Annotated in this window: 10 protein-coding genes and 1 pseudogene; 4 read left to right on the top strand and 7 right to left on the bottom strand. The window is 55.8% G+C overall.

Annotated features, from left to right (window positions below):
* Positions 1 to 5: 5 nt before the first annotated feature.
* A complete protein-coding gene (locus ABH899_RS04585; RefSeq protein ID WP_369994384.1) occupies positions 6 to 1,043 on the top strand; it encodes a metallophosphoesterase family protein in 1,038 nt (345 codons plus the stop codon).
* Between the two features lie 166 nt (positions 1,044 to 1,209).
* Here the strand turns inward: ABH899_RS04585 and ABH899_RS04580 are convergent.
* From ABH899_RS04580 to ABH899_RS04570, 3 genes and pseudogenes are all read right to left on the bottom strand, one after another.
* Positions 1,210 to 1,329 (bottom strand): annotated as a pseudogene (locus ABH899_RS04580) (cell wall hydrolase); the annotation flags it as partial.
* A 29-nt stretch (positions 1,330 to 1,358) separates the two neighbouring features.
* Positions 1,359 to 2,267 (bottom strand): aldo/keto reductase, encoded by a 909-nt coding sequence (locus ABH899_RS04575; RefSeq protein WP_369994382.1) that lies wholly within the window; start codon positions 2,265 to 2,267, stop codon positions 1,359 to 1,361.
* Positions 2,268 to 2,388: 121 nt separating this feature from the next.
* The gene (locus ABH899_RS04570) at positions 2,389 to 2,682 is read right to left on the bottom strand and encodes a Dabb family protein (protein ID WP_009677155.1); all 294 of its coding nucleotides are present in this window, start codon (positions 2,680 to 2,682) and stop codon (positions 2,389 to 2,391) included.
* A 198-nt stretch (positions 2,683 to 2,880) separates the two neighbouring features.
* Between ABH899_RS04570 and yhbH the strand changes: the two genes are divergently transcribed.
* From yhbH to ABH899_RS04555, 3 genes are all read left to right on the top strand, one after another.
* Positions 2,881 to 4,041, top strand: coding sequence for a sporulation protein YhbH (gene yhbH, locus ABH899_RS04565; RefSeq protein ID WP_009677120.1), 1,161 nt, complete (start codon positions 2,881 to 2,883; stop codon positions 4,039 to 4,041).
* The gene (locus ABH899_RS04560; RefSeq protein ID WP_369994380.1) at positions 4,038 to 5,468 is read left to right on the top strand and encodes a SpoVR family protein; all 1,431 of its coding nucleotides are present in this window, start codon (positions 4,038 to 4,040) and stop codon (positions 5,466 to 5,468) included. The genes yhbH and ABH899_RS04560 overlap by 4 nt, the downstream gene beginning before the upstream one ends.
* 211 nt (positions 5,469 to 5,679) lie before the next feature.
* Positions 5,680 to 6,306: a hypothetical protein gene (locus ABH899_RS04555; RefSeq protein ID WP_369994377.1), complete on the top strand. Its 627-nt coding sequence runs from the start codon at positions 5,680 to 5,682 to the stop codon at positions 6,304 to 6,306.
* 247 nt (positions 6,307 to 6,553) lie between these two features.
* Here ABH899_RS04555 and ABH899_RS04550 read toward each other — a convergent pair whose 3' ends face one another.
* The 4 genes from ABH899_RS04550 to ABH899_RS04535 are packed head-to-tail and all read right to left on the bottom strand — an operon-like array spanning position 6,554 to position 12,376.
* Positions 6,554 to 7,375: an alkaline phosphatase family protein gene (locus ABH899_RS04550; protein ID WP_369994375.1), complete on the bottom strand. Its 822-nt coding sequence runs from the start codon at positions 7,373 to 7,375 to the stop codon at positions 6,554 to 6,556.
* 53 nt (positions 7,376 to 7,428) lie between these two features.
* Positions 7,429 to 8,490, bottom strand: a complete 1,062-nt coding sequence (locus ABH899_RS04545) for a glycoside hydrolase family 18 protein (protein WP_369994373.1) — start codon at positions 8,488 to 8,490, stop codon at positions 7,429 to 7,431.
* A gap of 15 nt (positions 8,491 to 8,505) precedes the next feature.
* The gene (locus ABH899_RS04540; RefSeq protein ID WP_369994372.1) at positions 8,506 to 11,346 is read right to left on the bottom strand and encodes a transglutaminase domain-containing protein; all 2,841 of its coding nucleotides are present in this window, start codon (positions 11,344 to 11,346) and stop codon (positions 8,506 to 8,508) included.
* Positions 11,347 to 11,353: 7 nt separating this feature from the next.
* The gene (locus ABH899_RS04535; RefSeq protein ID WP_369994369.1) at positions 11,354 to 12,376 is read right to left on the bottom strand and encodes a carbohydrate-binding family 9-like protein; all 1,023 of its coding nucleotides are present in this window, start codon (positions 12,374 to 12,376) and stop codon (positions 11,354 to 11,356) included.
* Positions 12,377 to 12,402: the final 26 nt, after the last annotated feature.

Raw genomic sequence — 12,402 nt, 5'->3', positions numbered from 1 at the left:
GAGACATGAACAGACGGCAATTTCTCCGCTCCCTTGCGGGTGTTTTTGCGGCGGCCTCTCTCGGCGCCGCCGCTTTCTACTCTTTTTTTACCCGCGGCGCTTCCAAGGAACTGGGTTCGGGGCTGAACACCGCTTCCCCCGGACCATCCGGGACTCCGGCTTCGATGCCTGCCGGCCCGGGAAAGCTCCTCGCATCACTCTGGCTGCTGAGCGACCTGCACGTCACCCCTTATGATTCAGGGACCTCCGATAAGCTTAAGAAAGCGCTTACTGATCTCGCAAAGCCGGAGCATCCCGGAGATGCGCTTATTTTGGGAGGAGATCTGACCGAGTACGGCTCGGATAACGATTATAAGCAGCTCAAAGGCGTGCTCAGCGGCTTCAAGCTGCCTCCGTTATACGCCAACATGGGCAACCACGACTATTACGACATCTGGATTGACGGCAAAGGAAGCTTCGCCACGGAAACGCAGCCTAACGGTAAAACGGATGCGCAGTCGAGGCAGCGGTTTCAGGCTTTTATGAAAACCGAGCGCCCTTACGGCAAGTTTGAAACCGGCGGGATTCCGGTGTTCCTGCTGTCCCAGGAAGCCTACGTGCAGGAAAAACCGGACGTTGGCGAAGGAGCCTGGTACTCGGATGCCCAACTGGCCTGGCTCAAAACCGAGCTGGCGAAACTGGAGAAACATCTCCCTGTTCTCGTCATGATTCACCAGCCTCTTCCGCAGGAAGGCTCCGACGGCGGCACTCACCGGGTAATCCGGGCCAACGAGCTTCGCGCTATTCTTGCCCCTTATCCCAACGTATTCGTATTCTCGGGCCACACGCACCGCGATTTTACGGCCAACCATTATACCCGCCACGCCACCTTTCACTGGTTCAGCAACTCCACTGTAGGGCGCAGCCGCTCCAAAGTATTGTCTCAGGGAATGTACATCCAGGTTTACGAGCACGAGGTTCGCGTACGCGGCCGGGAGTTCAGCAATGCAAGCTGGATCGGCGCGGCGGACTGGACCGTTCCGCTCAAAAAATCGGCGGACTGAACCCGTCCCGCCGGACAGGCCCCGCCGCAGACGCAGACAGGCCGGAACCGGCATAAACCCCGGTGTCCGGCCGTTACCCGGCGTTATTGAGCTCCCCTCGCACTTGATTCCCGGACGGCTTCCCCTGGGTCCCTCTGTGCGCAGGGGCTTTTTTTAGGGGATGAAATCAGAACGTGTTGTACACGTTATCGCACTCTTCCGTTGTCGGCTCATAAAAGCAGTGCAGCTTGTAGCGTCCGACAAGAGGCTGATTATACCAGATCGGCAGACAGTCGCCCGGCGGTTGATTCCCGCATTGCCTGCGAGCAGTTGTTCCTAACGGTGCTGCGCGTAGCGGGAAGCCTTGGAAATCCGGCGAATCTCCTCCAGTTCTTCCGCGGACAACGGATCGGCCGCTGCCGCCTCCGCGTTGTGCGCGAGCTGCTCCAGGGAGCTGGCCCCCGGGATCACGGCGGCTACCGCCGGATGGGACAGCGCGTAGCGGATGGCCATATGGCCGGGGTCCCTGCCGGGGCCGGCCGCCTCAAGCAACTGCCTGCGTACCTGCGGCAGTTCTTCCGGGCTGTGATCGAGATAGCCCTGAGCGGCTTTCTCTTCTCCGCTTGCGGTAAGAATGCCGCGGGCTACCGGGCCGCGGGCAATCAGGCTGATGCCTTTGTCCTCAAGCAGGGGCAGCACCTCTTCTTCCGGCCGACGGTCCAGGATGCTGTATTGGCTCATTACGCTGACGATGCCGGAGCGCTTCACATATTCGCGGATAACGTTCGGCCGGATCGAAGAGATCCCGTAATGGCGGATGAGCCCTTCCTCCTTGAGTTCCTCGAAAGCCTCGATCGTTTCGTCGATGGGGTCCTCCAGCGTACCGCCGTGAAGCTGATACAAATCGATGTAATCGGTCTGGAGTCTCTTCAGGCTGTCTTTCACTGCCGATTTGATATACGCTTTGGACGGGTCCCACGTCCAGCCTTCTTGGCCCGGCCTTCTGCGGTTGCCGACTTTCGTCGCCAGCACAACCTCGGACCTGCGTCCGCGGACGGCTTTGCCGACGAGCTCTTCATTGCGGCCTTCGTCGTACAAATCGGCCGTATCGAGGAACGTTACGCCCAGATCCAGAGCCCGGCGGACGAGTTCGACCGCCCTTTTTTCCTCCGTCCCGAGAGACATGCAGCCGAGCCCCACTTCACTTATAAACAGATCGGATTGTCCCAGACGATTCTTTTTCATAAACGGATTCTTCCTTCCTCTGTTCGTATTCGGAACGCCTTCCTATCCTATAAAAGGAAGCCGGCACCCATCCGGCACACGGCTTCGTATGTACGTTTATATCTTCGGGTCCGCTCCTCGATCAGATGCGGATGTCAACCACAATGCTGTCCACACGGCCGACTTCGCGGATATAAGCGGCGACGGCTTGATGTTCCGGATGAGGTCCGTAAGCTTCCAGCGCCTCCTGGTTCTCGAAGCGGACGGAAAGGACCAGCTGGTACCCCTGGTTGTTGGTTGAGAAATTAAGGCCCGCCTGCAGGTCAATGACGCCGGACAGGTGGTTCTTCAACGCTTTGAATCGGGCGATAACGTCCTGAAGCTGCTCCTGCGTCGTGGATTCGCCGAATTTTACAAGCACGATATGATCGATCAATGGATTCCCTCTTTTCCAATCGTAATGCTTTCAGTATACCACATCGTTTTTTTAATGCTAACCCGGCGCGGCTGCAGGCATATTCCCGATTCCTCACATTTTATCTCGTTCCCGATCACATATCGTCCCTTCCCGTGAATATACTTACTTAACAACAGGCCAAACTGTGCCCCATATTCCACAAGGAAGGTGCCCATCATGACAGACTCTTCGTTTATCGTCTCCCGAGAGGACTGGTCACTTCACCGCAAAGGCTACCAGGACCAGACGAGACACCAGGAAAAAGTCCGCGATGCGATCAAACAGAATCTGCCCGACATCGTGTCCGATGAGAGCATCATTCTGTCCAACGGCAAGCAGGTTGTCAAAGTCCCGATCCGCTCACTCGACGAGTACCGGTTCCGATATAACTACCAGAAAAGCAAGCATGTCGGACAGGGCGACGGCGACAGTCAAGTCGGCGACGTTCTCGGCGTAGATCCCCAGCCTTCCTCCAAAGGAGGCAAAGGCGAGGGAGCCGGCGATAAGCCGGGCGAGGATTATTACGAGGCCGAGGTTTCGTTCGAGGAGCTGCAGGCTCTGCTTTTCGAGGAGCTGGAACTGCCGTTCCTGCAGCGCAAAGATAAGAAAAATTTCGCGGTGAAGGAAGTGCTTTTCAACGATATCCGCAAGAAAGGCATCATGTCCAACATCGACAAGAAGAAGACGATACTCGAAAATTTACGGCGCAACGCCACGCAGGGCGATCCCGGCATCCACGGCATTTCGCCGGACGATCTGCGTTTCAAAACGTGGAACGAAGTGGAAAAGCCCCATTCCAACGCTCTCATCCTCGCCATGATGGATACGTCGGGGAGTATGGGATCGTTCGAGAAGTTTATCGCCCGGAGCTTTTTCTTCTGGATGACGCGTTTTCTGCGGACGAAGTATGAGCATGTCGAAATCGTGTTCATCGCCCATCATACGGAAGCGAGAGAAGTGACGGAGGAGGAGTTTTTTACAAAAGGCGAAAGCGGCGGCACGATCTGTTCTTCCGCATACCAGGCCGCGCTGGACATCATCGACTCCCGATATCCGCCGGAGCAGTATAACATTTATCCGTTCCATTTCTCGGACGGCGACAATCTCACTTCGGACAACGAACGCTGCGTGAAGCTGATCGGACAGTTATTAGAACGTTCCAACATGTTCGGTTACGGCGAAGTCAACCAGTACAACCGGAGCTCGACGCTCATGTCCGCTTACCGCAATATTCATCATCCGAAATTTATGCATTACATCATCCGGGAAAAATCCGAAGTGTACAAGGCGCTCCGATCCTTCTTCACACCCCGTACCGAGGGAGGCGAACTCATTTGACACCGGACGAAATACGCCAGCTTGAACATGCGATTGCGGAAATTACGGAAGTGGCCGAAGGCTTCGGCCTCGACTTCTATCCGATGCGCTATGAAATATGCCCCGCCGATATCATTTATACGTTCGGGGCTTACGGAATGCCGACCCGCTTTTCGCACTGGAGCTTCGGAAAAACGTTCCACAAGATGAAGACCCAATACGATTTCGGGCTCAGCAAAATATACGAGCTGGTCATCAATTCCGATCCCTGCTACGCTTTCCTGCTCGACGGCAACTCGCTGATCCAGAACAAGCTGATCGTTGCGCACGTCCTCGCTCACTGCGATTTCTTCAAGAACAACGCGCGCTTCTCCCGCACCAACCGCAATATGGTGGAAAGCATGTCGGCTACCGCCGAGCGCGTGCGCCAATACGAGATCGAGTACGGGACCCAGCGGGTCGAGGAGTTTCTGGACTGCGTGCTGGCCGTGCAGGAGCACGTCGATCCGAGCCTGACGACGCCGGGACGCAGGAAGCCGGAGGAACAGGACAACAAGGAGAACGATAAGCTCGGCAGGAACGGCAGACCGAAAACCGGCTACGAAGACCTGTGGGATCTGGAGCGGCAGGACCCGGAACCGGATGAAGAAGAAAGCGGGCCGGGCCGTTTTCCGCCGAAGCCGGAGAAGGACGTTCTCCTGTTCATTGAAGAGAACGCTCCCCACCTGGAGGACTGGCAGCGCGATATTATGACCATGATGCGCGACGAAATGCTCTACTTCTGGCCGCAGATGGAGACCAAAATCATGAACGAAGGCTGGGCTTCGTACTGGCATCAACGCATTCTGCGCGAGCTTGATCTGACCGAGGAGGAGACGATCGAGTACTCCAAGCTGAATTCGGGCGTAGTCCAGCCGTCCAGGCATACGCTTAACCCCTACTACCTCGGGCTCAAAATCTTCGAGGATATCGAGAAGCGCTGGGACAATCCGAAAGAGGAAGAACGGGAAAAGTACGGACGGCGGGGCGGCGAAGGGCGGAACAAAATTATCGAGGTCCGCGAATTCGATTCGGACACGTCTTTTATCCGCAATTACATGACCAAAGAGCTGGTCGAAGACCTGGATCTGTATGTGTTCGAGAAAAAAGGGCCGGAATGGAAAATCACCGACAAGACCTGGAAAAACATCCGGGACCAGCTGGTATATTCCCGGGTTAACGGCGGCTTTCCTTATCTGGAAGTGTACGACGGGGATTACCAACGCAACGGAGAGCTTTACCTGCGGCACTCGTACGAAGGCGTCGAGCTCGACCTGAAATACGTGGAAAAAACGCTGCCGTACTTGTACCGACTGTGGGGCAAACCCGTCTACCTGCAAAGCGTGGTGGAGGACAAAGCGGTGCTGTTTTCGTACGACGGGAAGAAGAGCCACCGGAAGTTCATGTAAAAAAGATTGGACGGCGAGGGAACAGCCGTTGTCCAGTCAATAAAAGCCTGTCTGACCAACGGCATAAGGGCCTCGGTCAGGCAGTTTTTTTGCTGCGGTTTGCGGCCGAACAATTAAGACCTATTAAAAATAGAACTACTATCCTCCAAATATATAGGTTACGATGAAATTACTAACATCCTTATGATAGTTAATAGAGGCGGCTGTATTTATGAAGAAATTTTCTTCCATATTTCTAATTGTACTGGGTGTAATGATAATTTTGGCTACTAGTAATCCGTTATATTTAATGTACAAAGAGAAACAAATTCAACGCTCGTTGAACATGACCTATACGATAGCTCAACAAGATGTCACTAAAAATGCCTTGGAGATAAATAACAATAATATAAAAGTTATTGATACACCTAAGAACGATCTTATACATGTAGAAATATTGTTGAATGGAGAAAAACTACCTGGATCAACAGATGTTGCACCTGCAAACGGGGTTTGGGTGAATGTACTCACTATCCACAAAAATGAGGAGTCCAGCAATGAAAATGACTCGGTAGCAATTGTGCAAACAATGAAGGAACAAGCCAGTTGGACTATCTATTATATTGATAATCAACAAAAAATGACTGCAAAACATGTGACGAACGAGAATCGTTCTAACGATCCTTTAGATATTTATTTAATAAAGAATAGCGGTGCCCCTATGATAGGGTATTACTCTGATATCAATTATGCTTCCGGCAACCCTTTTGCGACAATTATTCCAATAGCCATCGCGATTTCGGGAGGCATTTTATTATTAATTGGATTTCTTATTATTCCTCGCAGACAAACAAAGTAATAGTAAGCCTGTCTGACCAACGGCACAAGGGCCTCGGTCAGGCAGGTTTTTTTGCTGCGGTTCGCGTCTGACGTGCGCAGCGGTATTCACGTACCCCGCCTTGTTCTTCGCCACCATTCTATTGCAGTTGAGCCCGGTTAGGCTTGTGAGTCAGCTCCGAACCTGCCAAACAAAAACCTGCCTGCTCCGGTTATAAACCGGTTCAGGCAGGTTCGTTTGAGGCGTCCGAAGCGCGGAAAATTCCGGCCTACTTGCGGAAGCCGGTCACCGGAATGTCCGACATATGGGAGGACACCGGAATATCGAGCAGGGAGCAGATCAAAGGAGCAATCGCCAACTGGGGCAGGTAACTGTCCGTGTACACGCCCGGCGTGAACCGGTCCCCGATCGCGATCAGGCCGACATCCCGCTCCGCGTCGCCCGTCCCGCCGTGATGCCCGTCTTCATTCATGCCGTGGTCGGATGTAACGAGAATCTGGTAGCCCTGTTCCATCCAAACGGGCAGGAGAACGGCAAGCAGTCCGTCCATATGCAGAGCCTGGCCCCGGTACCGGGCGGAATCGGACGTGAATTTGTGGCCCGCATCGTCGATATTCATCGGATGAATATAGAGGAAGTCCGGGTCGTGCGTCCGGCGCAAATACTCGGCATCCCCGATCAGATGGGAATCCGGATAAGAGTCCTCATAGTAGAACATGCCATGCTGAATCGGCTTGCTCTCGTCGTGCTGTATGCGGTCGGCCACGTAATCGAAAGGCGCCGAATTGTACAGCTCGCTCACCCAGTGATAAGCCGCCGCGGCTGTCGTCAAGCCCTGCTGCCGGGCCAGATGAAAGACGCTCGGAAAACGGGACAGCCTGACGACATGGTTGGCCGTAATCCCGTTTATGTAGCTGGGCGTCCCTGTCAGAAGCACCTCGTAAAGCGGCCTGGAGAGGCTCGGAAGCTCCGATTTCACTTTGTACAAGGCCGCTTGCGACTTTTCGACCAGATGATTCAGATAACCCATGGATGAGAGCATGACGTCGTAGCGCAGTCCGTCCAATACAAGGACAATCGTTTTTGCCATACGCGGTTCACCTTCTTTTGTGTGGCTTTATGTGAATTCATGTTGTTTTGATTTTAAAAGGGTTTTGAAGCGCTGTCAACCGCTTTACGCATGCCCTGGTGCAGGATGTCCAGCAAACGGCGGGTTTTATCGCAGCCGTACTCCCAAAACATGATGCCGGCCAGGCTTTTTTCCTCGACATACCGGCACTTATGCTGAAGGGATTCCTCGTCGTCATAGGTGATAAACGAGCTGCCGTTGAACAGGTAAGGCGCTTTCGCTTCCTCGTCCCAATACCGGACATAGCCGTTTTTATTGATGTAGTCGTTTGCAAGCGTCGTATAATCCGGGCCGTATCCGCCCGAGCCTCCGGCGATCTGGTGAAGCCCGTTGGCCGTATCCGGCACCTTCTCCCATTGACGGGAATAAAAAGCGGCGCCGACCACGATTTTATCGCGGGGTACGCCTGCACCGAGGTACAGGTTAATCGACGTATCCGTACTGATGCGGAACAGATCCCCCGTAGAATTGTAAAGATTCGTATGGTGCCCCGTGAGAACCTGGAAGCCGCCCCGCATGTCGTATGTCATCACCTGAAGAAAATCGAGATACCGGTGCACTTGGTCCATCTCCGTACCGTCCAGATAATACTGGTCGGCCCCCACCGCGATCGTCAGCAGGTAACGGCGTCCGTCCTTGCGTCCCTGTTCGTCTATCGCTTCCCGGATCGTTTGCAGAAGCAGCGTAAAATTCCGTTTGTCCTCAGGGCTCGACTGGATACCTGCGGCGGAGTAGCAGGGGTATTCCCAGTCCAGATCAATCCCGTCGAACGGATGCGCCAGGAGGATATTCACGGCGGACTGCGCCATCCGTCTCCGGCCTTCCTCGGTGGAGGCCGCTTCGGAAAATCCGCCCGCTCCCCATCCGCCGACAGACAGGAGCAGAACCAGCTCCGGATTGACGGTTTTAAAACGCGTTAGCTCATCCAGATGGGCAAGATGATCAATCCGGATTTCATCTTCCCGGACATGGCCGAAAGCCACATTCAAATGGGTCAGCTTGCCGAGATCTTCCCCGGTTACGTCCGGGAGTCCGGCATCGACGACATAGCCCGCTACTACATAAGGTTTGCTCATTGCGGTGTTTTCCTCCTAATCGTTCTCACACAAATTTTCGAAAATTTGCAAAGCTTCCCTAGCGGACCCCACTTTGTACCCGGACTGGGTGTGACGGATTTGTCCCTTCCGGTCTACAACGAATACGTGCGGAAAACCGGCATCGGGCAGCGGACGCTTCGCGTTAAATTCATCCAGGGAAACGTAACCTTCATCCCGAACAAAATGAGTTCCCGCAGGCAGTGCGCCATAACGGGCGGGATCGAATGAAACCGTTCTCCGGTCGTCGCCTACCACCATTATAACGGCTGCTTCCGTTTTAGCATACAAATTGGAAAGCTCTGTAAGCTCATGGATCAGATGCTTGGAAGGCTCCCGTTCCGGTTCGATCCAGGCCGCCAGCACGGCACGGCCGCCCGCCAAATCTTCAAGCGTACGGGTTTCTCCGTTCTCCTCCAGGCTGCCGAACACGGTGTTCCCGTCCACGGAACCGAGCACGGGAACATCGGAAGGAGCCGTGCGGAAGGTTGGCGTCAGCTTCGTCTCCCGGCCGGGAACAACGGTGAAATGGCGGAAGCGGGCCAGTACCGTCCCGTCCTTAAGCCGCGTCCCGGTCGTCAGCCGGTAGCTGCCGGCTTCCAGTTCCAGCGGCTCCGCGTACAAGTCGCTCTTGCCGTGCGGGAACACGATCGTCCGGTAAAGACCGTCCTCAAGCCGGGCCACGGTGAGGTTCTGGAAGTAGGAAGCCTCAGGAACGGGCGCTGCGGCGGACTCTTCAGACGCCGCAGAGTCTGAATGCGCGCCAGGCGCCTGCGGCTCGGCAGCGCCCGGATGCGCGTGCCCGCCCGGCTGGCGAAGCAGCAGCGTCCCTCTCTGCGCTTTGCTTTCTTCGCGTTCGCGCCAACCGGCATTGATCCATTCGCCGTCCAGCCTAAACTGAGCCTTCTGATTATTCGGATGAAGCCGGGCCGGAATGCCGAGGCTGCGGCAGACGGCGACCAGCAGAATATCGAGGGAAAGGCGGTCGCCTTTCTTCAGCGCGAAGCTGCCTGCGGCGGAAGCCCGGCCCGGGAGATTGGTCAAGTCATCCCGCACCTCGAATTCGGCGGCAAAACGGCGCACAAGCCCGGACGGGTCCACCCGGTATGCGGCAGCCTCCTCTGCCGTGAACGCTTCTTCGAACAGCCGCCGGTACGGTCCGATCATTTCGAAGTGCACCCTCGGGCAAAGAATATACGGGACGAACACGTCCTCCTCCCAGGCATCCGCCCATTTCAAGGCGTGCAGGAGATGATCGTCCAAAGTCGGACGGAACGTATCCAGCATGTCTTTGTCCCTCATGCTTTCCAGCAGCCGGAGAGGCCACACTCCGTAGGCGGCGGTCCGCTCCCGGAGAAAATCGCGGATTTCCCGGCTGTTTCCCCTGGCCTTGCGCAGCACGTTCCACACCCGCTCCGGGGGAAGACCGAGTTCTCCGGCCAGCTTTACCGCGTCCTGTTCGCCGAGGAACGTATCCTCGAAGCTTTTACGGACCGCGGCTCCCTCCTGTTCCCGTGCCTGATGCACTCGCAGCATCTCCTCGGTAACCGCGGACAGGGCCTCGCCTTCCCGCTCGGGAGGCGGCACCATGTCGACGTCCTGCGTCCCCGACGGCTCCTCAGCGTTCCGGATCGTCACAACCAAGCTGGAGCTGCCCGCAGCCGAGAGCTTCTCTTCTCCCCAAAGGCCGTCTTTGACGGCACGGACGAGCAGATCTCCCCATCCCGTCCTGAACGCGGCAAGGCCCTCCGAATCGGTCGTAAGGACGGCAATCGTGTACAGCTCCGCCATGTTATACAGCTGGAAAAGGACCCGCGCGCCTTCAACCGGCCGGCCTTCTTCGTCTTTGACGGCAACGTTCACCGTCCGTACGGGCGCGTACGTTTCCAGCAGGTTGATTTCCGTCAGCCACTCTTCGGCCAGCGTAACCGGTTCCGGTCCCGGGTAGTTGGCGTGAACCCTGGTGTTGACCAGCATGGCCCGCCGGGCGGGCGCGCCGAACCAGCCCCGGTCCAGTGCCGGCTCGGGCTCGCAGGCGCCGATATAATGCCACTGTCCGTCGGCCCAAGCCTCCACCCAGGCATGATTATCGTCGCAGTGGGCCCAGCGCGGCGTGTAGCACTGCCTGGCGGGAATGCCGATGCTCCGCAGCGCGGATACCGCGAGCGTCGACTCTTCCCCGCAGCGTCCCTGCGCGCTTCTCAGCATCGTCAGCGGAGAAATCGTCCGCAGATCGCTTCCGACGTAAGTGGCTTTCTCGTGACACCAATAGTTGGTCTCCAGGATCGCCTTTTCCATCGGTAAATGCTTGGTCCGCTCCGCCAGTTCCTCATAAAGAACGCCCCGGCAGTCTTCCAGATTCTCGCTGTTCACCCGAAGAGGCAGCACGAAGTGAAGAAACAGACGATCCGGCACCCGCCGGCCCCAAGGTACTTTCGCGCGGATTTCAAGCGTCGTGCGGACATGGTTTAAAAACAAGGATCCGTCGTAATCCGCCAAATCGTTTAAGGGCATATACGCGAAAAGAAATTTGAGCGCCCACGCTTCTTCCTCGGTCAGCTTCTCCCGGAACACGCCGAAAAGCTCCTCTTCTTTAGCCCGGGCGAACTCCCGCTTGATGTTGAATTTCCTCTGCACTTCCGCCAGCGCTTCGGCATCCATAGAAAAAACAGACAAATCCGGATGGAGAACCGCGTTCCGATCAACCTCCAAATCCGCGTTCAAATTCGCTTTCAAACAATCGTTTTCAAGGAGATTGTCGTTCGGCTTCTCAGCCTCATTCCGGTTCTTAACCGGCTTATTGTTCCGATTCGGATTTTCATTCGTATTCGCGTTCATCTGTCTCTCACTCCTTCCATAGTTTTCCGTCCTCGCGGATCACATAGACGGCTTTGCCGTCGGCGGAGGCGGCGCAAATCTGAAAGCTTCTTGCCGTCGTTTCAACCTGCGGAACGATGTTCCATGACTCGCAGCCAAGAAGTTCGTTGACATCGCTTATAAAAACACCCGACTGTTCATAATGATTGCGCTGCCGGTAATACAGCTTCCGCAGCTCCCACTTTACGCGTTCATCGTCCGGCAGCGTGAAGCTCTCCGGCCCGTCCCCGTGCGCAAACACCACATAACCCCACAGCTCGGGATAATGCATGTTGACGATTCCCATCGGAGACCAGACCCAGTTATCCTCGGGATAAGGGTTGCCGCTTTGGGGATCAATCATTTTCCGGTAAAAGCCATCCGAAGTCTCCGTCCGCCACTGCACGCGGGAGAAATTCACGCGCCAGAATTCTCCTTGGACCGGCGGGCGGTTCTCAGGCGCGCACTCCCGCAGAGCGGACCACGGCATCGCCACCTCCAGCGTCCACTTCCGGTTGTCCGCGTCCGGATTGTTCAGCTCCCCGTCTATATGAACGGCCGTTTTCAACCCGCCGATATCCCAGCCGTTGACGGGCGGTCCTCCGTCCCGGTAAGGTTTGACGAGCAGCAAATCCCAGACCGTATTCAAGGCATTCATCTCAAATTCGTAATACTCGTGGGTATCGCCGTCGGGATCGATAAAAATTTCAAAATCGTTGTCGTAAAAAATGACCGAATCCCGCTCCGTAAGCGTCGCCCAGATCTGGTCCTCCATCAGCTCCGCCGCAAAATAGAAATACCGGTCGTCCCAGAGCATTTTGACCCGGGTCCGTTTGGACGGCTGCGGCTTGGCGTCTCCTTCGATATCCGTAAAATCTTCCGTCCAGTCGGCCGCTTCCCAGAACGGCTTGTCTATCCTTCCGTCAAGCTCCAACGGCCCGGACGCCCGCCTGCACAAGTAATGCTTGGGCGCAAAAGTGATGCGCGGTTCCGGCACTCCGCTCAACGCCATGCCGATCACCCCTCTCTCTAAGTGGA

Source organism: Paenibacillus sp. RC84 (assembly GCF_041260495.1).
Taxonomy (GTDB): Bacteria; Bacillota; Bacilli; order Paenibacillales; family NBRC-103111; genus Paenibacillus_F.
This window is presented reverse-complemented; position numbering and strand designations above follow the sequence as displayed.